We start from the raw sequence: 22,250 nt of genomic DNA, 5'->3' as shown, positions 1-22,250 counted from the left end.
CCCGCACACCGACGGGTATTGGGACGGCATGCGTGAAGACGACTTCCCCCGGCCGGTTTCCGACACGGAGTCCGAAGGGATCCCCGAGATCGCCGACGACGACTCGACCGCGTACGACGACGTGGCCAGCGGCCGGGAGGCCGACGGCCCGGACCCGGCGAGCATCCCGGGTGACGTGCCGGTGGCGGTGGACCACTTCGGCAACACCGCGCAGGAGCAGCGCGACGGCGAGTCGTTGGACTACAAGATCGCCCGGGAGTCGTTGCCGGAGCCGGTGAACGATCCGCTCGCCGGCCCGGTCGACCAGGCACTCGGCGACGAGGCCGACAGCGAGCAGGCCCGGACGCAGGCGCAGCGCGACGCCGATGTCCTCGACCCTGGCCCGTACTCGGATCCCGACTCGCCGGTGTCGGTGTACGACCACGGCCGGCTCGGCGGCGCGGCCGGGGACGGCCTGGTGGGTCGGCTGGTCGCCGGCGACGAAGGTGCGCCCAGCGACGACGAACCGGACTCCGTGGCGATGGACGCCGGCGCGGCCGGCGGCGGGGCCAGCGCCGAGGAGCTGGCGATCCACGAGACCGAACCACCGGCGGACCGGCCGATCGCCACCTGACCCGGTCGTCGGCCCGCTGACCGTTCCAGGCCGCGTTCCAGGCCGTCGGCCCGCTGTTCGTCCAGGCCGTCGGCCTGCTAACCGTCCAGGCCGCGTTCGATCGCGTACCGGGTGAGCTCCACCCGGTTGTGCAGATGCAGCTTGCCGAGGGTGTTCTGCACGTGGTTCTGCACCGTCCGGTGGGACAGCCCCAGTCGGGCGGCGATCTGCTTGTACGACAGCCCCTTGGCGACCAGCCGCAGCACCTCGGTCTCCCGGTCGGTCAGCCGTGGTTCGTCGCCGCCGGGTTCCGGAGTGGCGGCCAGTCGGCGGTACTCGCCGAGGACCAGACCGGCCAGCCCCGGCGTGAACACCGCATCACCGGCGGCGGTGCGCGCCACCGCGTCGAGGAACTCCGCCGGGCTGGCGGACTTCACCAGGTAGCCGGTGGCACCGGCCTTGACCGCGTCCAGCACCGACTGCTGCTCGCCGCTGGCAGAGAGCATCAGCACCCGGACGCCGGGTCGCGCGGCGTGCAGGCCCCGGATCACCTCGACCCCGGAGACGTCGGGCAGCTGCAGATCCAGCACGACCACCTGGGGTCGGGCAGCCGCGCAGATCCGTACCGCCTGCCGGCCCTCCCCGGTGGTGGCGACCACGTCGTAGCCGGCTTCGGCGAGGTCGCGGGCGACGCCTTCGCGCCACATCGGATGGTCGTCGACCACCATCACCCGGATCGGTGCCGTCTCCTGCTCCCGCTCGTCGGCTGTCATTCGCCGTACTCCTGTCCCACCACCGTCAGCCGGGCACCGGTGCCGGCACCCGCAGTTCGATCTCCGTGCCCTCGTCGGGCGCGGAGTGGATCCGTACCGTGCCCCCCACCTCGACGATCCGCCCCCGGATCGACTGGCTCACCCCGAGGCGGCCCTGCGCGGCGGCCTCGGCGAGCCGGCCGGGGGCGATGCCACAGCCGTCGTCCCGGACCGACACGGTAACGGCATCGGGCTCCGCCTCGATGAGCACCCACGCCCGGGTGTCGGGGCCGCCGTGGCGCAACGCGTTGTCCAGGGCCGCGCCGACCGCGGCAGTGACCTCGGTGGCGAGGTGGCCGGGGAGCAGCACCGGTTCGGCCGGGGCGGCGACCGAGACCCGGGGGGCGGCGTACCCGGCGACCATGGTCCGCAGGTCGGTCGCGTCACCGGGCGGTGCGGCGGCGTCCGCCGGTGGTGCCGTCGACGGTGCCGTCGGCCGGCTGGTGACCAGGGCCCGCAGCGCCGACTCCTGCTCCCCCGCCAGCCGCGCCAGCTCGCCGGCTTCACCGTCGAGGTGCGCGCCGCGCCGGGCGACCATCGCGAGCACCTGCAGCACCGAATCGTGGATGTCGCGGGCCAGCCGTTCCCGTTCCCGGGTCGCGGCGGCCAGCTCCCGCGTCGCGGCCTCCAGCTCGACCGCCCTCCGCAGCCGCTGCTCGGCGGTGGCGATCAGCCGGGCGACGTGCCCGACCGCGATGCCGGCCAGCAGCATCAGCACCCCGGGCGTCACGGACGACTCGTTGAGCCGGTCCCGTACCGCCAGGTCGGTGGCGGCCAGGACCACGGCGGCGGCGACCCCGAGCCGGCGGCCACCGGCGACCGCCCAGGCCAGCACCGGGCCGGCCAGCCAGGCGACGGCGATGGTCGGCACCCCGTCGGCGAGCGCCGGCCGGCCGATCAGCCACGGGCTGACCAGCAGGGTGGCCAGCGCGACGGCCAGGTCGGTGGCGAGCAGCGGCCAGCGGCGCAGCTGACGCCGCGGGTACGCCCAGGTCGCGGTGATCGTCCAGACGATCATCCCGAGCAGTACGGGTGCCGCGAGGAACGGATGCGCGTAGTCCGCCGCGTTACGGGCGTAGAGCACCAGCACGTAGCCGAGGGCGGCGAACCGGAAGACCGCGATCGCCCGCCACAGCGGCACGCTCAGGGTTCCGGTGGGGGCAGGGCTGTGACGCACGTGACGACGATGGCACACCCGACCGGGCCGGGGCGGTGCGGGCGGACCCGGTCGCGGCCGACGGTGCGCGCTGCCGGCGGACACGCCGGGTGCGAGGTGCAATTCCGTACCGGTCAACGTAGGGTGAGAACGCCGCGAAAGCACCGTACGACCAGCAGCCGGATGGGCCATGACCGACGCAGATCCCCCATCATCGCGTACGGTCGTGCCTATCGACCCGATGGATCTGCTGAGCGAGTCCTTCGACCGGGGTCAGGTCACTGACCTGCGGCATCACGTGGCATCGTGCGCCACGTCGGCCGGCATGCGCGGGCAGCGCCTGGACGACTTCGTGCTCGCGGTCAACGAGTTGATCACCAACGCGGTCCGGCACGGCGGCGGCCGGGGGTGGCTGCGGCTGTGGCGCGACGCGCAGTCGATGTTCTGCGAGGTCTCCGACAACGGTGCCGGGATCGGCTCGGACCGGCTGCGCCGCCGGGACCGGCCGGCACCGAACACCGCCGGCGGCTGGGGGCTGTGGCTGACCGAGCGGCTCACCGACACGATGGCCGTCGCCACCGGCCCGGAGGGCACCACGGTACGGATCAGCCTCGGGCTGTCCGACGCCGACGCCGACGCCGACGACCCGGTCAGCCGAACAGGGCGCTGACCGACTCGCCATTGTGGATCCGGCGCATCGCCTCGGCCAGGGCCGGTGCGACCGACAGCACCTGCAGCTTCGGCACCCGTTTGCCGGCCGGGATCGGCACCGTGTTCGTGCAGACGATCTCCAGTACGCCGTCCTGGCTGCTCAACCGGTCCAACGCGCCGCTGGAGAACAGCCCGTGGGTGCAGGCGATGCGGATCGACCGGACCTTCAGGTCGCGCAGGTGGTCGATGAGTTCGATCACCGTACTGCCCTTGGCGATCTCGTCGTCGAGGACGATCACGTCGCGGTCGACGACGTCGCCGATCACCGCGCTGATCTGCACCCGGTCGTCGCTGAACCGCTGCTTGGCGCCGGCCGCGACCGGGGTGCCCAGCATCCGGGCGAACGCGGCGGCCTCCTTGGCGTTGCCCAGGTCGGGCGAGACGACCACCGTGTCGGTCAGGTCGTGGTTGCGGAAATGCGCGGCCAGCTCCCGCAGCGCGTGCAGGTGGTCGACGGGGACGCTGAAGAAGCCGTGTACCTGCGGGGAGTGCAAGGTCATCGCCAGCACCCGGTCGGCGCCGGCGGAAACCAGCAGGTCGGCGACGAGCCGGGCGCCGATCGAGATTCGCGGGGCGTCCTTCTTGTCGGACCGGGCGTACGCGTAGTGCGGCAGCACCACGGTGATCCGCCCGGCCGAGGCCCCTCGGGCGGCGTCGAGCATCAGCAGCAGCTCCACCAGGTGCTCCTGCACCGGCGGTACCAGCGGCTGGATCAGGAAGACGTCGCGTTCCCGGCAGTTGGCCTGCAGCTGCACCTCGAGGCAGTCGTTGGCGAACCGGGAGACCCGCACCGGGTGCAGCGGCACGTCCAGATGGGTGCAGATCTCCGCAGCCAGGTCGGGGTGGGCACTGCCGCTGAACACCGCGATCTCACGCACCAGGTGATCGTAGGTCAGCCTGCGCGGGCGTGACCGACGCGACCCCGGACGGGCTCAGCCGAGTTGCTTACGGACGAACTCGATCGACACCTGGTCGAAGTGCGACCGACCGCCCTCGTGCCCGTCCCACTCGTACACCTCGATCTCCTTCGGGCCGGCGTAGGCGTGGTAGGCGGCGAAGACCGTCGACGGCGGGCAGGTCTGGTCCATCAAGGCGGCGCTGAACAGTGCCGGGGCGCTGGCCCACGGCACCAGGTGGGCGGCGTCGACGTAGTCGACCGTGGCGAACGCCGCCGCGGCCCGCTCCGGCTGGATTCGGCAGAACCGGACCAGTTCGTTGTACGGATCCGCGTCGGTGATGGTCACCGCCCGGCGGATCTGGCACAGGAACGGCACCCGGGACACCACCGCGCCGACCCGGTCCCCGGCGAGCGCGGCGGCGGCCAGGGCCAGCCCGCCGCCCTGGCTGGTACCGACCACGGCCAGCCGGGATCCGTCGACGCCGGGCAGTTCGGGGGCGATCTCCACGGCACGGGCGGCGTCGGTGATCAGCCGCCGGTAGTAGTAGCCGGCCGGATCCAGCACGCCTCGGGTCAGGTAGCCGGGGGTGGTCGGCCCGGAACCGTCCGGTCCGGCGTCCGGGGTGTCCCCGCCCCGCCACGACCCGCCCTGACCCCGAGTGTCCATCACCAGGTGGGCGAAGCCGGCGCTGGCCCAGAGCAGCCATTCGAGCGGGCGGCCACGGCCGCCGCCGTACCCGATGAACTCGACGACGACCGGCAGCGGCCCGGCGGCACCGGACGGGACGTTGAGCCAGCCCTTGATCTCCTGGCCGGCGAAGCCGGTGAAGCTCACGTCGTACGTGTCGATCATGCGCAGCGGGGTCGCCACCGGGGTCGCCACCGCCGGTGCCGCCATCGACCGGGCGTCGGAGAGCGTGTCGTCCCAGAACGCGCGCAGATCGGCCGGCGGGGACAGCTCGGGCTGGTAGCGCCGCAGCTGATCGAGGGGAAGATCGAACCAGGCCATGGCCGGCACGCTACCAGCGACGGCGGGGCGGATGGGGTGCGCTGTCCACGGCCATACTGGCGGGATGACCGCGCAGAGCAGCCCGGCCACCGCCGGACGGTACATCGCCGCCATCGACCAGGGCACCACCTCGTCGCGCTGCATCGTGTTCGACGCCGACGGCTCCATCGTCACGATGGCGCAGCGCGAACACCGGCAGATCTTCCCCCGCCCCGGCTGGGTCGAGCACGACGCCGAGGAGATCTGGGCCAACGTCGAACAGGTGGTCCGGCAGGCATTGGCCGACGCCGGCATTGCCGGTGCGGCCGACGCCGGCGGCGGCGCTGGTGGGCTCGCCGCGATCGGGATCACCAACCAGCGGGAGACGACGGTGGTGTGGGACAAGGCCACCGGCCGGCCGGTGCACCACGCCATCGTCTGGCAGGACACCCGCACCGGGCCGCAACTGCACCGCCTCGGCGACACCTACGGCGAACAGCGGCTGCGGGAACGCACCGGGCTGCCACTGGCGACGTACTTCGCCGGGCCGAAGGCGATGTGGCTGCTGGAACACGTCGATGGCCTCGCCGAGCGGGCGCAGCGCGGCGAGGTGCTGTTCGGCACGATGGAATCCTGGCTGATCTGGAAACTGACCGGCCGGCACGTCACCGACGTCACCAACGCCAGCCGGACCCTGCTGATGGACGTGCACACGCTGCGCTGGGACGACGAGATCCTGTCCGCGGCGGGCATTCCGGCCGCGATGCTGCCGGAGATCGTTCCGTCGGCCACGATCTACGGTACGGCGGACGCCGACGTCGCCGGCGGGGCGCTGGCCGGCGTACCGGTCGCCAGCGCCCTCGGTGACCAGCAGGCGGCGCTGTTCGGGCAGACCTGCTTCCAGCCCGGCGAGGCAAAATGCACCTACGGCACCGGCAGTTTCCTGCTGCTCAACACCGGGACGAGTGCGGTCACCTCGCAGCACGGGTTGCTGACCACGGTGGCGTACCAGATCGGTGACGCCCCGGCGCACTACGCGCTGGAAGGTGCGATCGCGGTGACCGGCTCGCTGGTGCAGTGGCTGCGCGACAACCTGGGGCTGATCTCCAGCGCGGCGCAGATCGAGGAGCTGGCCCGCAGCGTCGACGACAACGGCGGCTGCTACATCGTGCCGGCGTTCTCCGGACTGTTCGCCCCGCACTGGCGGGCCGACGCCCGGGGCGTGGTCGCCGGGCTGACCGGCTACATCACCAAGGGGCATCTGGCCCGGGCGGTGCTGGAAGCCTCGGCGTGGCAGACCCGCGAGGTGGTCGACGCGATGAACGCCGACTCGGACGTGGCGCTGCGCCGGCTGCGGGTCGACGGCGGGATGACCGCCAACGGGCTGCTGATGCAGTTCCTCGCCGACGTGCTCGACGTGCCGGTGGTCCGCCCGGCGGTCAGCGAGACGACCTGCCTGGGGGCGGCGTACGCGGCCGGGTTGGCGGTCGGTTTCTGGCCGGACCTGGATACGCTACGCGCCCAGTGGCGGGCCGACGCGCAGTGGCGGCCGGCGATGGAGCCGGCACACCGCGACCGCGAGTACGCCCAGTGGCGCAAGGCCGTCAGCCGTACCCTCGACTGGGTGGACGACTAGCCCACCCTCCCTCGGCGATCTTGCAGTTATCGAGAAGATTTGTCGTGAATGTCCCTCGATAAGTGCAAGATCGCCGGGGACTCGACCCCGTGGCGGGCAGCCGCGTCGGGCGGCAGCAGGTCGGCCGAGCGGCAGGCGACCGCCGAGGCGATCAACGCGACCGCCTCGGCACCGGGCATCGCCGGCAGCTGCCGGCCGTCACGCAGCCGCAGCGCGACCCGGCCGTACGGTGCCTCCCGGGCCCCGATCACCGCCACGTACGGCACCCTGCGCGCCACCGCCGCCCGCACCCGGGCCCCGATGGTGCCGTCGGCGTCCATGTCGACGCGCAGGCCGGCGGCGATCGCGTCGCCGGACAGCGCGTCGGCGGCCGGTCGCTGGTCGGCGGCCACCGGCAGGACCCGTAGCTGCACCGGGGCGTACCAGGCCGGGAAGGCACCGGCGTGCACCTCGATCAGGTGCGCGAACAGCCGCTCCATCGAGCCGATCAGGCTGCGGTGCACCATCACCGGCCGGACCCGTTCGCCGCGCTCGTCGACATAGGACAGGTCGAACCGGGCCGGCTGGAGGAAGTCGACCTGGATGGTGGACAGGGTCGACTCACGGCCGGCCGGGTCGACGATCTGCACGTCGATCTTCGGCCCGTAGAAGGCGGCCTCACCGGCGGCGACACCGTACCGGACACCCGCCGCGTCCAACGCCTGCCGCAGTAGCCGCTCGGCCTGCCGCCACGCGTCGTCGTCCCCGGCGTACTTGCCGCCGGCACCGCGCAGCGACAACTGGTACGACGACACCCGTACGCCGAGTGCGTCGTGCGCCTGCCGCATCAGCCGCAGCACGTCGGCGATCTCGGGACCGATCTGCGGCAGTGCGCAGAAGATGTGCGAGTCGTTCAGCCAGATCGACCGGACCCTGGTCAGGCCACCGAGCACACCGGAGCGTTCGGCGCGATACATGGCACCGAGCTCGGCGATCCGTAGCGGCAGGTCCCGGTAGGAGCGCTGTCGCGACTTGAAGATCAACGCGTGGTGCGGGCAGAGACTCGGCCGCAGCACCAGCGCGTCCCCGTCCCCCTCGCCGTCGCCGTCCCCGTCGCCATCGCTGTCGTCGGCGTCGTTGTCGTCGCGCTGCCCGCCCAGGGCCATCGGCGGGAACATGTCGTCGGCGAAGTTGGCCCAGTGACCGGACAACTCGTACATCTGCCGTTTGCCCAGCACCGGTGAGTAGACGTGCTGGTATCCGGCGCGGCGTTCCAGCTCGCGCAGGTACGACTCGACTTCGTGGCGGGCCGCCGCGCCGGCCGGCAGCCAGAACGGCAGGCCGGCACCGATCAGCGGATCGGAGTCGAACAGGTCGAGTTCCCGGCCGAGCTTGCGGTGGTCGACGTTCTTCACGGTGTCTCCTGGGGTCGTGACCCGGCCGAGACACCCTGCGGAAAGCCGGAAACGGCCCCGGGCGTCTCGCCCGGGGCCGTGTCGTCAGCTGAAGGTCAGGTCAGCGCGAACGTACGCCGGGACGTCCCGGCGTCGTCGTGGCCGACCACAAAACCATGCCCGCGATCGTACGCCCGCCCCGCTCCACCGCCCACCGGTTTGCCATCCGCGTCAGGGGGCGACGCGGTGCAGGTCGCGCGGGAAGAGGGTGACCTGCCGAATGTTGGGTACGTCGAGCAGCCGGGCCACGAACCGCTCCAACCCGAACGCGAAGCCGCCGTGCGGCGGCATGCCGTACCGCATCGCGTCCAGATAGCCGGCGTACGGCGTCAGGTCGGTCTCACCCCGCTCGGCGAGCGCGTCGACGTAGTCGCCGTACCGGTGCAGCCGTTGCCCGCCGCTGACCAGCTCCACGCCCCGGAAGATCAGGTCGATGGCGCGCGAGTAGCCGGGCCGGGCCGGGTCCGGATGGGTGTAGAACGCCCGGTGCCGGGTCGGGTAGCCCTCGACGAAGACGAAGTCGCTGCCGTGCTCGCGCAGCGCCCACTCCCCCAGCCAGCGTTCGTGCTCCGGTGCCAGGTCCGGCTCGCCGCTGACGTCCCGGCCGGTCGCCGCGCTGATCATCTCCAGGGCGTCGGCGAAGTGCACGATCACCGGCTCGGCCGGCAGCGCCGGCATCCGTACGCCGAGCAGCTCCACCGCCGACCCGGCGCGCTCGGTGACCGCCGCCAGCATCCCGGCGACGGTGGCGTGGCAGGCGGCGATCACGTCCCGGTGGTCGTCGACGAAACCGAGTTCGGCGTCAAGTGACGTGTACGCGGTCAGGTGCCGGGCGGTGTCGCTCGGCTCGGCCCGGAACACCGGCCCCACCTCGAAGACCTGTTCGAAGACGCCCACCATGATCTGCTTGTAGAGCTGCGGTGACTGGGCAAGATAGGCCCGGCGGCCGAAGTAGTCGAGGGCGAAGACGTTCGCGCCGCTCTCGGTCGCCGTACCGACGATCTTCGGGGTGTGGATCTCGACGAAGCCCATGCCGTTCAGGGTTTCCCGGAAGCCGGCGACGGCGGCGGCCGAGATCCGGTGCGTGGCGGCCAGCTTCGGGTGGCGTAGCGCGACCGGCGCGTGGTCCAGGATCGTCGGCAGGTTGGCCCGCAGGTCCGGCCGATACAGATCAAACGGTACGGGTGCCGCCGGGTCGGTCAGCGGCGTGATCGTCGGGCCGGTGACCTCGACGCCGCCGGGGGCGGCCGGCTGGGCGGTCGCGATCCCGGTGACGGCGACGGCGGTTTCCTCCGGCAGGTGTTCGAGTTGGGCCCGTACCGCCGGGTCGGTGACGACGACCTGGGCGAGCCCGGCGGCGTCGCGCAGGATCAGGAACGCGACGGATTTCAGCATTCGCCGCCGGTGAATCCAGCCAGCCAGCCGTACGGGCTGGCCAACGAAGTCGGGAAGAGCGGCGGAAAGGATGCGTTGCATGGTGGTGACCTCCTCCGGTGTGCGCAACGCGTCCCCAGAGAGGTGTGGGCGAGCGGGATCCTCGCGGTGCCACCACACCTTCACCGCGCCATCGCGGTGTACGCGCGGCGCGGCCTTCGCTTACCCGTGACGTGGGCGAGTCGGCGGGAGTCTACTGAGCCCGTACGGGCCGTTCTTTCCCGCAGCTCAGGAGGGTCTTCGTGGCTGGGCCGGAGTCCGCCCTCTCAGCTGTGGGCGGCTCTCTGTCACTCCGGTGGGCGCAACCGCTACTCGGCTCCGTCGTCGCTGTTACCGGTCGACGCTAGCGGTACGGCGCCGTCGTCCGCATCCAGATTCCGACCGCCATCGGTCGGTCTCGCTCCCGGGCCAGTCAAGGGCTTACGCCAGACGGAGACGTGCTTCTCGCTGTCGGCGGTGAACGGCGAGCCGTCCCAGTCCGCTAACCGGCACTCCAGCGTCAGACCGGCGAGCCGGGCCATCAGGTCGCACTCGGCTGGCCAGATGTAGCGGAAGTTGCTGTTGCCGTAGCTGGCGCTGCCGTCGTCGCTCCGCCGGTAGTGGTGCGAGGTCCCCTGCTGGGTGACCATGTCGTAGGTGTCGAAGCCGACATGCCGGTCCGTCACTTCGAACGGCACCGCCGACTGCCCCGGTGGGAACCGCCGGATGCCCGGCATCCACAGCTCGACGACGAACCGCCGACCGGACGTCAGGTGCCGGGCGGCGTTACGGAAGCACTCCACCTGCTCGTCCTGCGTACGCAGGTTGCCGATGCTGTTGTAAACGACGTACACCAGGGGAAAACCGCTTCGGAACCGTCGCCGTCGCCATGTCGCCGACGACGACCGGCAGGTCGTCTGCCAGCGGGACCTTGCGGCGTAGCTGATCGATCATCGGCTGCGACAGCTCGATCCCGCTAACCGAAATGCCCTTCGCGGAAAGCGGGATCGCCACCCGGCCGGTGCCGATCGCGAACTCCAACGCGGAACCGGTGCCGGCCAGTTTGGCCAGAAACTCCACCGTCGGGTCCAGCACATGGCGTGCGAACATTTCTGCCGAGGTGCGGTCGTACCCCTGCGCTGCCCGCTCGTCCCGATGTTTGATCTACATCGAGGTGACGCTGACGCACCTCAAAATCGCGAAATAAGGTGCGTCAGCGTCACCTCGATGCAGCGGGACAGTACCCCCGATGCTCGCGGGGATCTGGGTAGGGTCAGCGTCGTGACCGTCGCGCGTTCCCTCGCCCTGTTCATGCTCGCCGCGCTGGCCGAGATCGGCGGGGCGTGGCTGATCTGGCAGGGCTGGCGGGAGCACCGTGGCCTGCTGTGGATCGCCGCCGGGGTGATCGCGCTCGGGCTGTACGGGTTCGCCGCGTCGCTGCAGCCGGATCCGAACTTCGGCCGGATCCTCGCCGCGTACGGCGGCGTCTTCGTCGCCGGATCCCTCGCCTGGGGCGTTGTCGTGGACAAGTTCCGGCCCGACCGCTGGGACATCACCGGCGCGGTGATCTGCCTGATCGGCGTCGCCGTCATCATGTACGCCCCACGCAGCTGAACGGCCAAGGCCACGCTGCCGGCGGTACTCCTGTGCCCGGCGGGTGCTCCTGGAGCCGGGAGTGTCTTCTTTAGTCGGATGCGCGACTGGACCGGCGTACCGGGCAGAAAACGACGGTGACGACAGGGCAAGCTCCTCCGATGCCCCGCCCTGCCACGGTGCCACGCGAGCTGAGCTTCGAACCGTTCTGCGGCAGCCGCGCCATCGCTGCCGGCCTGATCACCCGGCGGATGCTCAACGGTCCGTCCTGGCGCCGCATCCTCCCCGACGTCTATGTACACGAGAGCTCGTACGACCCCGACGACTACCGGATGTGGTGTACAGCCGCCGCCGCACGGCTGCCGCCCGGTGCGGCGATCCACGAGCTCAGCGCGGCCTTTCTCTGGGGGGCCAACCTCCTGCCGCTACGCGGTCCCGGGCAGGCGGTGGTGCCGGTACACATTGCCCTGCCGAAGACGGCCAGGCGGTACTCGTACCCAAGAGTAAAGTCCGCATACCGGACACTCGACCCTGACGACATCACGTCCTTGAGCGGACTTCCCTTGACCACTGGAGTCCGTACCGCGTTCGACCTGGGTCGTTCGTTGCCGCGTGCTGATGCACTCAGCGCCCTCGACACCGTCCTACGCCGCCGCCTTGTCACGCGCGCGCACCTCGCGGCGTACATCGACACCCGCCATGGGCTACGCGGCTTGCAGCAGGTGCGGGACCTCCTTGCTCTTGCGGAGCCGTTGAGTGAATCGCCAATGGAGAGCCGACTCCGCCTGCTGCTACACGACGCCGGCCTGCCGAAACCCACCTTGCAGTACGAGGTACGGGACGCCTCACTGAGCGGGAAGGGGCGGTTCATCGCGCGGGTCGACCTGGCGTACCCGCAGTGGCGGATCGCCATCGAGTACGAAGGTGACCACCACCGGGAGCGAGCGACGTTCCGCAAGGACGTGTACCGCTTCAACGCGCTCCGGGAAGCCGGCTGGCTTGCGCTCCGCTTCACTGCCGACGACGTACTCCGGCGGAAGGAACAAGTCGTGCAAAAGGTGCGGGCGGCGATCGCCGAACGCACCACCTGACCACATCGCACCGGTCGAGGTGACGCTGACGCACGCTATTTTCGCGTTTTAGCGTGCGTCAGCGTCACCTCGACGGCGAAGAGCCGTCACGAAGCCAGACCAGGAGTTGCCAGAAAAGGACAAAACAGGACCGTACGGATCCTTTGAGTCCCGCACCGCGACGCCGGGTGCCTCAGGGCCAGCAAGCCCTGCCACCTCGACGCAGTTGGAGTCGGAGCCACTGCGGCTCGACTTACGCCACGTCCGGCCAGACAGGTCGGTCACGTTCATCCTCGCCTCACTCACGCTCGCGTGCTGCCGCGATCTCGCCGATGAGCGACCTCGATCAGGCGGCGACGCTGATCTCCGAGCACTGCGGCAAGCCGGTCACGCTGGTCGAGCACCGGGCCGACCTCTGCTACTGGACGGCGCACGTGGAGTTGCCCTACGCCGACGGCGGGAGTTGACGCGCCCCCGGCAGGTGAACTGCGTACTGACGGACGGCTGCCGGGCTGGCCGCGATCGGCCAGCCCGGCAGACGGCATCGAGGGCAGCAGGCAGCGCTGTTTCTCAGGCTGGCGGCGTACGGTGAGCCCGGACGACGAAGTCGTGGATGGTCAACTGCTTCGAGTCGTGGTGCACCTCGCGGGTACGGGACTCCGCGACGGCCACCTTCCACTGCGCTTCGGGCAGGGACCCGACGACGGCGCCCAAGCCGATCGACGCGGCCCGGGGGGCGTGGGCAGCCGAGTGGGTGTCGGCGTGGTCGTGGCCGACGACCAGCAGGGTCCCACCGGGGGCGACGGCGGCGGCCAGCCGTGCCACGAACCGGTCGAACGGCAGGTCGGGGTGGACGTACTGGCTGGTCACCAGGTCGTAGCGCTGCGCCGGCTCCCAGCTGGTCAGGTCGGCGGTGAGCCAGGTGATGCGCTGCGCAATAGCGTGATCCTGTTGTGCGGCGAGCTCCTTGGCGCGGCCGACTGCAGTCGACGAGGCGTCGACGGCGGTCACCTGCCAACCCCGGCTGGCGAGCCAGATCGCGTCGGCGCCGGTGCCGCAGCCCGCGTCGAGCGCCGTACCCGGGGGCAGGTCCGCGACCTCGGCGACCAGCTGCGGTCCCGGCGAGACGTGTCCCGCCGGGTGCGCCTGATAGTGCTGCTCCCACCAGTCGGCGCTGAACGCGGGATGATCGGTGTGGGTCTCGTTGGTCATGCCTCGACGGTAACGAGCCTTCCGAGAACTGGAAGAGTTCATGCGGTTTCCGCAAGAAGGCAGTAGGTAGCACCTAGCATGGTGGGCGTGTCAGAGGTCGAGCTTTCCGACGTGGTCCGGCAGCGCATCCGTGGCCTACGGCAGGCGCGCGGCTGGAGTCTCGACTCCCTCGCCGCCCGATGCCACCTGAGCCCGTCCACGCTGAGCCGCATCGAGACCGGCCACCGGCGGATCGACCTGGACCAGCTCGTCGCCCTGGCCAGGGCGCTGGACACCACGATCGATCAACTCGTCGAGCCGGTCGACGATGCCGACGTGATCATCCGGCCGATGAAACACCAGGAGCCGGGTCTGGCCACCTGGATGCTGTCGCGCAGCTCAGGGCAGCCCGGCGGCAGCATGGTGGCGAAGATGCGGATCACCCCGGAGCGCCGTACCGGTCCGGGGCATCTGAGCGTGCACCCCGGTCGGGAGTGGTTCTTCGTGCTCAGCGGCACCGCGCTGCTGCATCTGGGTGAGCGGCAGATCCCGGTCGGCCAAGGGAACGCGGCGGAGTTCTCCACGATGATCCCGCACTCCATCGGCGCGGTGAACGGGCCGGTCGAGATCCTCACCATCTTCGACCAGGACGGCGAGCGGGCCCACGCGCAGTCGTCGAGCGACGCCCCAACCAGTTAGTCTTGCCATTACTGCAAGCCTTGGTGCCGATAGCGCAAGGCGGCGTTAGCTTTCCCGCATGACCTCTCCAAGCCTGTCTCCGCAGGTGTCGGCCGTCGCGGACGCCGCTGCGGCGGATTCCGACCCGACGATCCACGATCCGCGCCGACGCCGCGCCGTCCTCATCGCGGTCTGCATCGCGCTGATGGCGGTGATCGCTTCCGTCTCCGGGCTGAACGTCGCTCAGCAGGAGTTCGCCGTCGCGTTCGGCGCTTCGCAGAGCACCGTCCTGTGGATCATCAACATCTACACGATCACCCTGGCCGCGCTGCTGCTGCCGCTCGGCGCGGTCGGCGACCGGTGGGGCCGCAAGCCCGTACTGCTCGCCGGCCTGATCGTCTTCGGGGCCGCCAGCGCCGCCGCGGGCCTCGCCACCTCGACCGAGATCATGATCACCGCACGACTGCTCAGCGGCATCGGCGCGGCGATGATCATGCCGATCACCCTGGCCGTGATCACCTCGACCTTCCCGGACCAGGAACGGTCCCGGGCGATCGGCGTCTGGACCGCCGTCGCCGGAGGTGGCGGATTGCTCGGGATGTACCTGTCGGCGTTCCTGGTCGACGTGGCGGACTGGCGCTGGCTGTTCGCCCTCCCGGTCGTGCTCGTCGTCGTGGCCGCCGGCATGACCATCCGGTACGTCCCGAACTCCCGCGAGGAGTCGAGTCACCCGTTCGACACCATCGGTTCGCTGTCGTCGGTGCTCGCCGCCGTCGGACTCATCTTCGTCCTGCACGAGGGGCCGGAACATGGCTGGACCGCGCCCGCCACGCTGGTGGGTCTGCTCGTCGGCGTCGTCGGGGCCGTCGTCTTCGTCGCCTGGGAGCTGCGTCGGCGCGCGCCGCTGCTCGACGTCCGACTGTTCCGCGACCGGGGGCTGTCCAGCGGCTCGGTGTCGCTGCTCGCGGTGTTCGGCGTTCAGGCGGGCATCTTCGTGGTGCTCTTCCCGTACTTCCAGGCCGTCCTCGGCTGGTCCGGGCTGCGCTCCACGCTGGCGATGATGCCGATGGCCCTGCTGATGATGGTCGCCTCCGGCCTCGCCCCACGGGTGGCCGCGCTGGTCGGCGCCCGCGCCACCATGGCAGCCGGGATCTTCCTCGGCGGCGCGGGCCTGGCCCTGATGGCCAGCTTCGTCTCCGTCGACGGCGGCTACCTGTCGGTGCTGCCCGGGATGCTCGCCATGGGGCTCGGCATGGGCCTGTCGATGACCCCCTCCACCGAGGCGATCACCAGCGCCCTGCCCCGCGCCCGCCAGGGCACCGCGTCCGCGCTCAACGACGTCACGAGAGAGTTCGGTGCCGCGCTCGGCGTCGCGCTGCTCGGGGCGATCGTGTCCGCCGGTTACCGCAACGCCGTCGACCCCCGGCTCGACGAGCTGGCCGTCGACGCGCCCGACGCGGCCCGGGAGGGCATCGCCACCGCTCTCGCCTCCGCCGACGACGCCGGCCCGTACGCCGACGAGCTGGTCCGGGCCGCGCAGCAGTCGTTCGTCGACGGCTGGCAGCAGGCCATGTGGGTGGGCGTCGGGGTGATGGTGCTCCTGTTCGGCTACGTGCTCGCCCGGGGTCCGCAGCGTAGGCCACGAGCCGAGCAGCCGGAACCGACTCCGGGGAACCTCACGAAGGACGCGGTCGCCGGCTGAACGCGCTGGCGTCAGGTCTTCGTGTCGGTGGTTGGTGCCGTGGTCTGTCTCAGCACCAACCACCAGGTTCGCCTACGAGTTGTTGGCGCGCGTCCTGGCCCACATGGCGAACGGCCACGGTGTCTCAGGCGTCCCGGCTCACGCGGAGCTGACCCGCTCACCAGGTGCGGCCGGTGATCCGTTCGTAGACCTCGACGTAGCGGGCCCGGGTCACCTCGACGATCTCGGCCGGCACCTCGGGGGCCGGCGGGCGCTTGTCCCAACCGGTGCCGGCAGCCCAGTCCCGCACGTACTGCTTGTCGAAGGAGAACTGGGCACGGCCCGGCTGGTACGCGTCCGCCGGCCAGAACCGGGAGGAGTCGCTGGTCAGCACCTCGTCGGCGAGGACCAGGGTGCCGTCCGGTGCCCAGCCCAGCTCGATCTTGGTGTCGGCGACGATCAGGCCGCGCTCCTCGGCCAGCGCCGCGCCGCGCCGGTAGACGTCCAGGGTGATCTGCCGCAGCCGCTGCGCGGTTTCCGCGCCGACCTGCGTGACCACATCGGCGTACGTGATGAACTCGTCGTGCTCGCCGACCGGCGCCTTGGTCGTCGGGGTGAAGATCGGCTCGGGCAGCTTGGACGCCTCGACCAGGCCGGCGGGCAGCGCGATGCCGGAGACCGACCCGGACTTCTCGTACTCCTTCAGACCGAGACCGGTCAGGTAGCCGCGGGCGATGCACTCGACGGGCACCATGTCCAGGCGGCGGCAGCGGATGGCCCGGCCGGCGAACTCGGCCGGTACGTCGGTGGCGGAGACGACGTGGTGCGGCACCAGGTCGGCGAGCTGCTCGAACCACCACAGCGACAGCGCGGTGAGCAGTTTGCCCTTGTCCGGGATGGGGGTGGGCAGCACCACGTCGTAGACGCTGATCCGGTCGGAGGCGACGAGGATCAGGTCGTCGCCGTCGGCGTACACGTCCCTGACCTTGCCCGAGTGCAGCAGCTCCACGCCGGCAAGTACATCACGACGACGCAGCGGCGACGGACCTGGACCGCCGGGTGCCCGTCCGCCCCTCAAGCTGACGGGGCGGACGGGCTGGCCAGGCTGGGGCGGTTCGGAGGTCCTGGCCGGGGGCCGCCGCGCCGCCGACGATTCCCGGGCTGGCGGCGCGGCGGGGCTCATACGACGCCCGGGCTACAGGCGTGCGCCCAGGTGGGGCTGGCCGATCGGGTGCAGGAACGGTGACGTCGGGATGGCACCGTCGGGGCGGCGCGGCCCGGTGATCGTCGCCGCGTTGGTGCTGACCAGCGACGCATCGGTCCAGGTGCCGCCGATGTTCCACGAGTTGCCGGTGCCGGTCGACGAGCCGAGCGACACCGGGGTGGGGTTGGTCGCGGCCAGGTTGCCGGTCAGCACCGACGCCGACCGGTTGACGGTGAAACCGTTGCGGCCGTTGTTCCAGGCGGTGTTGCGGTCGAAGCGGTGCGCACCCGGGTTACCGTTGTCGATGAAGCCGTCGACGGCGTTGCCGAACGCGATGCTGTTGCGGACGGCATGCGGCACCGCGTCAGGGATCCCGCCGCCCATCTTGAAGCCGTTGCCGTCGCCAGCGAAGTCGGGAAAGCCCCATCGGTTGACGCCGTTGCCCCAGGCCACCGAGTTCTCGATGAGGATCGGCGACCGGAACATCCAGGCGTCGAAGCCGTCGTCGACGTTGTTCCACAGTCGGGCGCCCCGGACGACGTTGCCGACGCCGGAGCCTTCCTTGATGGCCAGGCCGTCGGCGCTCTCGCCGTTCTTGCGCGGGTCCCGGTTGCCGTACGCGTCGAGGTCGATGACCTGGTTGTACGTGGCGTCGCCCTGGATCTGCAGGCCGGATTCGTAGTTGTCACGGGTGGTCAGGCGCTGGAAGACGTTGTGGTGGCAGGTGCGGCAGTAGACCCCGTACGGGCCGTTTGCGATCTCCAGGTCGACGAGCCGCCAGTACGACGCCTGCATGTGTATGGCGCCGCGTTCGATGTTGGGGATGCTGCCGTTCAGCGGTGCCGGGGTGTGCGGCATCGGCTCGCCGTCGATGAGTACGTGTTCGGTGCCGTACCGGGTGAGGGTGATCGGCGCGTCGGCGGTGCCGGAGGTGAGGATCCGGATGTTGGTGGTCGGGGCGTAGCGGCCGCCGCGCAGCCGGATGGTGGTGCCGGGGACTGCCAGGTCGACGGCGCGCTGCACGGTGCGCAGCGGCTGGGCGAGGGTGCCCGGGTTGGCGTCGTCGCCGGTGGTGGCGACGATCAGGTCCCGGCCCGGCCCGGACGAGGGCGGGACCGTCGTGGGCGGCACCGTCGTGGGCGGTGCCGTGGTCGGCGGCGCTGTCGTGGGCGGCGCTGTCGGCGGCGGGCTCGCCGATGGCGAGGACGTCGGCGGTACGGAGGACGTCGGCGTCGGTGTCGGGCCGGCCCCGACGGTGCTGACGGTCACGTCGTCGAAGGCGGCGGTGGCGCGGTCGGTCTGCACGCCGATGCGGCCCTGGCCGCGTTGGCTGGCACCGGTGCCGATCAGGGTGCCGTCCACCCAGCCCTGGACGGTGCCACCGGAGACCTCCAGGGTCAGGGTCGCCCAGGTATCGGCGGGCACCGGCCGGGCGGCGGTGCCGAGGACGGTGACGGCTCCGCTGCGTACGGCCTGCAGTTCGACGCGCCCGTCGAACAGTGCCAGTCGGTCGAAGCTGGTGGCGCCCGGGGACCGGGCGGCGAGTCCGACGAATCCGCCGGACGAGGTCCAGCTCAGCGGCTTGACCCGGGCCTGGAGCCGGTAGTCGGTCCAGTTGGTGGAGCCGGCGAACATCCGGGCGAGCCCGGCGTCGGGTTTGGACTGTCGCAGGACCTGGGAGCCGTCGGCGACGACCGCCCAGGTGCCGCCGGACTTCGACCAGCCGGCGGCGTCGCCGTCGTCGAAGTCGTCGGTGAACAGGGTCGCCGCCCAGGCTCCGGTGACGGTGGTGGCGAGCAGGGCACCGGCGGTGAGCAGCGCGGTGCCGGTGACGGCGAGGGCGGCGAGGGCCGGGCCGCGCGGCCGCCGACGGCGGTGGGCCCGGTCGGGATGGTGCCACATGGCGGTGCCTTCCGGTGGCGGACGGTACGCTGACGACGCGCGCAGGAAAGCGCTTTCCGATGCAGGGAACGGTATGACGAATCAGTACGCATGTCAATACGTCGATTAATGGCACGGCAATGACCATCCGGTCGGACCGTTGACACCCGCCCGGATCGCTTGTGTAAATGGTCGGGCCGCCGACCGGCGAACCCGGCCCCGATCAGGAGAAACTCGTGTCACCATCCGCCCGTTCGACACGTGGAGTCCTCACCCGAGCACTAGCTGTCGCACTCGCCGTCGTCGTCGGTCTCACCGCCTGCGCCACCGGCGAGCGCGACGAGGACACCACCGAGGACGGGCCGGTCCAACTGTCCATCTTCTGGTGGGGTGCCGAGCGCCGGGCGGAGCTGACCCAGCAGGCCCTCGACGTGTACGCCGCCCGCCACCCCGGCGTCACCTTCAAGGTGACCTGGCAGGGCAACACCGGCTACTACGACAAACTGTCCAGCCAGGCCGCCGGCGGCAACGCCCCGGACCTGTTCCAGATCGACGACAACTACCTGACCGAGTACGCCGAGCGGAACGTCGTGCTGGACCTCACCCCGTACGTCGAGAGCGGCGAACTGGACCTCTCCGGCTTTCCGAGCAGTCTGGTCCAGTACGGACAGGTTGCCGGTCGGACCGTCGCCGTGGCGGCCGCCGCGAACACCCCGGGCATGGTCTACAACAAGACCCTGCTGGCCGAGTTGGGGGTCGACGAGCCGACCATCGGGATGACCTACGAGCAGTTCATCGACTGGGCCAGCGAGATCACCGCGCGTACCGACGGCGAGGTGGCCGGGACGATGGACCCGTCCGGCGACTACAAGGCGCTCTGGCTCTGGCTGCGCACCCAGGATCTGGAGCTCTACCAGGGCCGCCGGATGGGCTTCAGCGCCGCCGATCTGACCAGGTGGTTCACGTTGTGGGAGCAGGCCCGCGCCGCCGGCGCCACCCCGGACGCCGCGCTGATCAAGTCGGCGAACAGCGGTGACGTGACCCAGCAACTGGTGGCCACCGGCGACGCGGCGACCTCCTTCATGTGGTCCAACCAGCTGGCCGAGCTGCAGAAACAGACCAACGACGACCTTGGCGTGGTCTCCTATCCCGGTGACCCGAAGGGCCAGTGGGCGCGGGCTTCGATGTACTGGGCGGGGTACCGCGGCACCCGGCACCCTGAGCTGGTGGTCGACGTGATCGACTTCCTGGTCAACGATCCGCAGGCCGGCCGGATCCTCGGCACCGAGCGGGGCCTGAGCTCCAACCTGGAGGTACGCCAGACCGTGCAGGCGACCCTCGCGGACGAGAAGATGAAGGCCTCGGTCGCGTTCGAGCAGCAGATGGCCGAGTTGTTCGGGCCCGCGCCGGTGCCACCGCCGCCGGGGCACACCAAGGTCCGGTCGTTGCTGATCACCGCCGCCGAGAGCGTGCAGGGCGGCACCGCCACCCCGCAGGAGGCGGCCGAGGGGTTCCTCGACCAGGCCAACGCGACCCTCACCAGCGGCTGACCCGGGGTCACCGCACCGGGCGGACCACCGACGTGATGATCAGCGGCGGACACCACCAGGCGAGACGGGCGTAACAAGAAGTTACATTGGTCGACGTCACGGCGTTCGATCCGTACCGTCGGCATGGGAGGTGTCCCCGATGCCGGAGGACTACATCGGCCTGCGGGTCGCGCGCTGGCGCGACATCGCCGGCATGACGCAGCAACAACTCGCCGCCGAGATCGGCGTGAGCCGCGAGTACGTATCCATGATCGAAAACGGCAAGCGCGCCGTGACCAAACGATCCATGCTGATCGCGCTCGCCTCCGCCCTCGGCGTATCCACCATGGATCTCACCGCCCAGCCGTACCTGCCCCGGTCCCGCAACGACCTGGCGCTGTGGGCGGCCGTACCGGCGATCCGCAAGGCGATGGACGACGACGAGCCGGCCGTGGCCCGGCCGCCGGCCCAGCTCGCCGCCGAGGCCGACCGGGCGATGCGGGCGCGGATGGCCTGCGACAACCCGACCCTCGGGATTCTGCTGCCCCGGCTGATCGCCGAGATCCGGGCCACCGCCAATGCCGAGAACGACCCGGCGGCGCTGCGGATCGCCGTACAGACGCTGGTCACCGGCTCGCTGGCGCTCAAGCCGCAGGGCCATGTCGACCTGGCGATGCGGCTCGCCGAACGCGCCGTCCGGGCGGCGAAGCTCTCCGGCGACCCGGCCTGCGAGGCCGCCGCCGACTTCGCACTGGCCCAGGCGGTACTCGCCACCGGCCTGCGCAAACGGTCCTGGACCCTGGCCCGGGCCGCCGCCGAACGGATGCAGGCCCATCTGGGTACGGACGAGGGCCGGGCCTGGTACGGCATGCTGCACCTGCACGCCGCGCTCTCCGCGGCCAGCCTCAGCCAGCACGACGTCGCCGAGGAGCACGTCGTCGAGGCGGAGGAGGTGGCCCGGCGGACCGCCGGCGACCCGTGGCGGATGGAGTTCACCCCGGCCAACGTCGCGGTGTGGCGGGTCGGCGTGGTGCTGGAGAACGGTGAGCCGGGTCGGGCTCCCGAGCTGGCCCGCAAGGTGGACCAGAGCGCGCTGCGTACCCCGCAGCGGCGGGCCCGGCTGCACATGGACGCCGGGCGCGGCTTCCACGCCGCCAAACGCAACGACGAGGCGGTCCGGGCGTTCCTGCGGGCCGAGGCGATCGCCCCGCACGAGACCCGCAGCCGCGCCACCGTACGGGAGATCATCGCCCACATCGTGCGCGACTCGTCGCCCCGGGGCGGTTCGGACGAGCTGCGCCAGCTCGCCGTCCGGATGGGCATCGACCCACTCTCCCCAGAGGACCACGCAACGTAACCGGTCGTTACGCACAATCCACGTCGGAGCTTCTAACGTCATGGGTACGGGGTGCGGCGTCGGGTGTCAGTGGAGAGCCCCCGGCGTCGCACCCCGGCTGTCGTGTCGCGCCCGCGCCGTCGGTTCGCCGCGTCCACCGTCGTGAAGGGAGTGACCATGGTCTCGTACGACGAGTATCTCTTCGCCGTCGCGGCGACACTGGCCCGCCGGCACCGCCCGCAGTGGTCGTGGCGGCGCTGGCGGCGGACCTGCCGGTGCGGTGCCGAACTGCCCTGTCGCGCGCTGCACCGGGTGCCGATCAACCGGGGCCACTGGCCGCGATGACCGAACGGGCAGCGGAGATCGTCCGGGTCCACGTGCCCGGTGCCGACGGCTGTTGTCAGGGCTGTCTGGCCTGGTGGGGCCTGCTGATGCCGTACCCCTGCTG

General features: G+C 71.1%; 21 protein-coding genes and 2 pseudogenes. 11 read left to right on the top strand and 12 right to left on the bottom strand.

What is annotated here, in order from left to right; translation table 11 throughout:
- Nucleotides 1-28: 28 nt before the first annotated feature.
- Nucleotides 29-613, top strand: a complete 585-nt coding sequence (locus tag O7623_RS27160; protein WP_282225787.1) for a DUF5709 domain-containing protein — start codon at nt 29-31, stop codon at nt 611-613.
- Between the two features lie 77 nt (nt 614-690).
- Here O7623_RS27160 and O7623_RS27155 read toward each other — a convergent pair whose 3' ends face one another.
- Nucleotides 691-1,365, bottom strand: coding sequence for a response regulator transcription factor (locus O7623_RS27155; protein ID WP_282225786.1), 675 nt, complete (start codon nt 1,363-1,365; stop codon nt 691-693).
- A 25-nt stretch (nt 1,366-1,390) separates the two neighbouring features.
- On the bottom strand, nt 1,391-2,581 hold the full coding sequence (locus O7623_RS27150; RefSeq protein WP_282225785.1) for a DUF5931 domain-containing protein: 1,191 nt from the start codon (nt 2,579-2,581) through the stop codon (nt 1,391-1,393).
- Nucleotides 2,582-2,750: 169 nt separating this feature from the next.
- Here O7623_RS27150 and O7623_RS27145 point away from each other — a divergent pair.
- Nucleotides 2,751-3,201, top strand: a pseudogene (locus O7623_RS27145) (ATP-binding protein); the annotation flags it as partial.
- Nucleotides 3,202-3,210: 9 nt separating this feature from the next.
- Here O7623_RS27145 and O7623_RS27140 read toward each other — a convergent pair.
- Both O7623_RS27140 and O7623_RS27135 read right to left on the bottom strand, forming a co-directional pair.
- The gene (locus O7623_RS27140; RefSeq protein WP_282225783.1) at nt 3,211-4,149 is read right to left on the bottom strand and encodes a ribose-phosphate pyrophosphokinase; all 939 of its coding nucleotides are present in this window, start codon (nt 4,147-4,149) and stop codon (nt 3,211-3,213) included.
- 54 nt (nt 4,150-4,203) lie between these two features.
- Nucleotides 4,204-5,178 (bottom strand): alpha/beta fold hydrolase, encoded by a 975-nt coding sequence (locus tag O7623_RS27135; protein WP_282225782.1) that lies wholly within the window; start codon nt 5,176-5,178, stop codon nt 4,204-4,206.
- Nucleotides 5,179-5,242: 64 nt separating this feature from the next.
- Here O7623_RS27135 and glpK point away from each other — a divergent pair, with 64 nt between their 5' ends.
- Nucleotides 5,243-6,793: a glycerol kinase GlpK gene (gene glpK / locus O7623_RS27130; RefSeq protein WP_282225781.1), complete on the top strand. Its 1,551-nt coding sequence runs from the start codon at nt 5,243-5,245 to the stop codon at nt 6,791-6,793.
- A 107-nt stretch (nt 6,794-6,900) separates the two neighbouring features.
- On the opposite strand, the pseudogene thrS reads toward glpK, so the two are convergent.
- The 4 genes and pseudogenes from thrS to O7623_RS27110 all read right to left on the bottom strand — a co-directional run.
- A pseudogene (thrS, locus tag O7623_RS27125) lies at nt 6,901-8,187 on the bottom strand (threonine--tRNA ligase); the annotation flags it as partial.
- A gap of 210 nt (nt 8,188-8,397) precedes the next feature.
- Nucleotides 8,398-9,702, bottom strand: coding sequence for an aspartate--tRNA(Asn) ligase (gene aspS, locus O7623_RS27120; RefSeq protein ID WP_282225779.1), 1,305 nt, complete (start codon nt 9,700-9,702; stop codon nt 8,398-8,400).
- A 266-nt stretch (nt 9,703-9,968) separates the two neighbouring features.
- Nucleotides 9,969-10,493, bottom strand: a complete 525-nt coding sequence (locus tag O7623_RS27115) for a hypothetical protein (protein WP_282225778.1) — start codon at nt 10,491-10,493, stop codon at nt 9,969-9,971.
- Nucleotides 10,426-10,749, bottom strand: coding sequence for a class I SAM-dependent methyltransferase (locus O7623_RS27110; protein ID WP_282225777.1), 324 nt, complete (start codon nt 10,747-10,749; stop codon nt 10,426-10,428). Before O7623_RS27110 ends, O7623_RS27115 begins: the two co-directional genes overlap by 68 nt.
- A gap of 171 nt (nt 10,750-10,920) precedes the next feature.
- Between O7623_RS27110 and O7623_RS27105 the strand changes: the two genes are divergently transcribed.
- Nucleotides 10,921-11,253 (top strand): YnfA family protein, encoded by a 333-nt coding sequence (locus O7623_RS27105; RefSeq protein WP_282225776.1) that lies wholly within the window; start codon nt 10,921-10,923, stop codon nt 11,251-11,253.
- 158 nt (nt 11,254-11,411) lie between these two features.
- Nucleotides 11,412-12,323 carry a DUF559 domain-containing protein gene (locus tag O7623_RS27100; protein WP_282225775.1) on the top strand — a complete coding sequence of 304 codons (912 nt, stop codon included), beginning with the start codon at nt 11,412-11,414 and terminating at the stop codon, nt 12,321-12,323.
- A gap of 48 nt (nt 12,324-12,371) precedes the next feature.
- On the opposite strand, the gene O7623_RS27095 is transcribed toward O7623_RS27100, so the two are convergent.
- Nucleotides 12,372-12,593, bottom strand: coding sequence for a DUF397 domain-containing protein (locus O7623_RS27095; protein WP_282225774.1), 222 nt, complete (start codon nt 12,591-12,593; stop codon nt 12,372-12,374).
- A 41-nt stretch (nt 12,594-12,634) separates the two neighbouring features.
- Here O7623_RS27095 and O7623_RS27090 point away from each other — a divergent pair, with 41 nt between their 5' ends.
- Nucleotides 12,635-12,769, top strand: coding sequence for a hypothetical protein (locus O7623_RS27090; protein WP_282225773.1), 135 nt, complete (start codon nt 12,635-12,637; stop codon nt 12,767-12,769).
- A 103-nt stretch (nt 12,770-12,872) separates the two neighbouring features.
- Here the strand turns inward: O7623_RS27090 and O7623_RS27085 are convergent, their stop codons facing one another.
- A complete protein-coding gene (locus O7623_RS27085; RefSeq protein WP_282225772.1) occupies nt 12,873-13,514 on the bottom strand; it encodes a class I SAM-dependent methyltransferase in 642 nt (213 codons plus the stop codon).
- Between the two features lie 78 nt (nt 13,515-13,592).
- Between O7623_RS27085 and O7623_RS27080 the strand changes: the two genes are divergently transcribed.
- On the top strand, nt 13,593-14,192 hold the full coding sequence (locus tag O7623_RS27080; protein ID WP_282225771.1) for an XRE family transcriptional regulator: 600 nt from the start codon (nt 13,593-13,595) through the stop codon (nt 14,190-14,192).
- Nucleotides 14,193-14,250: 58 nt separating this feature from the next.
- Complete coding sequence (locus O7623_RS27075) at nt 14,251-15,873, top strand: MFS transporter (RefSeq protein ID WP_282225770.1); 1,623 nt, start codon at nt 14,251-14,253, stop codon at nt 15,871-15,873.
- Nucleotides 15,874-16,030: 157 nt separating this feature from the next.
- Here the strand turns inward: O7623_RS27075 and O7623_RS27070 are convergent, their stop codons facing one another.
- Together O7623_RS27070 and O7623_RS27065 are read right to left on the bottom strand one after the other, a co-directional pair.
- Nucleotides 16,031-16,861 carry a phosphoribosylaminoimidazolesuccinocarboxamide synthase gene (locus tag O7623_RS27070; RefSeq protein WP_282225769.1) on the bottom strand — a complete coding sequence of 277 codons (831 nt, stop codon included), beginning with the start codon at nt 16,859-16,861 and terminating at the stop codon, nt 16,031-16,033.
- 186 nt (nt 16,862-17,047) lie between these two features.
- Nucleotides 17,048-18,958 (bottom strand): family 16 glycoside hydrolase, encoded by a 1,911-nt coding sequence (locus O7623_RS27065; protein WP_282225768.1) that lies wholly within the window; start codon nt 18,956-18,958, stop codon nt 17,048-17,050.
- Nucleotides 18,959-19,173: 215 nt separating this feature from the next.
- Between O7623_RS27065 and O7623_RS27060 the strand changes: the two genes are divergently transcribed.
- The 3 genes from O7623_RS27060 to O7623_RS27050 all read left to right on the top strand — a co-directional run bounded on the left by O7623_RS27060 (nt 19,174) and on the right by O7623_RS27050 (nt 22,147).
- Nucleotides 19,174-20,487 (top strand): extracellular solute-binding protein, encoded by a 1,314-nt coding sequence (locus tag O7623_RS27060; protein ID WP_282225767.1) that lies wholly within the window; start codon nt 19,174-19,176, stop codon nt 20,485-20,487.
- Between the two features lie 139 nt (nt 20,488-20,626).
- Complete coding sequence (locus O7623_RS27055; protein WP_282225766.1) at nt 20,627-21,823, top strand: helix-turn-helix transcriptional regulator; 1,197 nt, start codon at nt 20,627-20,629, stop codon at nt 21,821-21,823.
- A gap of 156 nt (nt 21,824-21,979) precedes the next feature.
- Nucleotides 21,980-22,147 (top strand): hypothetical protein, encoded by a 168-nt coding sequence (locus tag O7623_RS27050; RefSeq protein ID WP_282225765.1) that lies wholly within the window; start codon nt 21,980-21,982, stop codon nt 22,145-22,147.
- Nucleotides 22,148-22,250: the final 103 nt, after the last annotated feature.

This window comes from Solwaraspora sp. WMMD791, assembly GCF_029581195.1.
Lineage (GTDB): Bacteria > Actinomycetota > Actinomycetes > Mycobacteriales > Micromonosporaceae > Micromonospora_E.
This window is presented reverse-complemented; position numbering and strand designations above follow the sequence as displayed.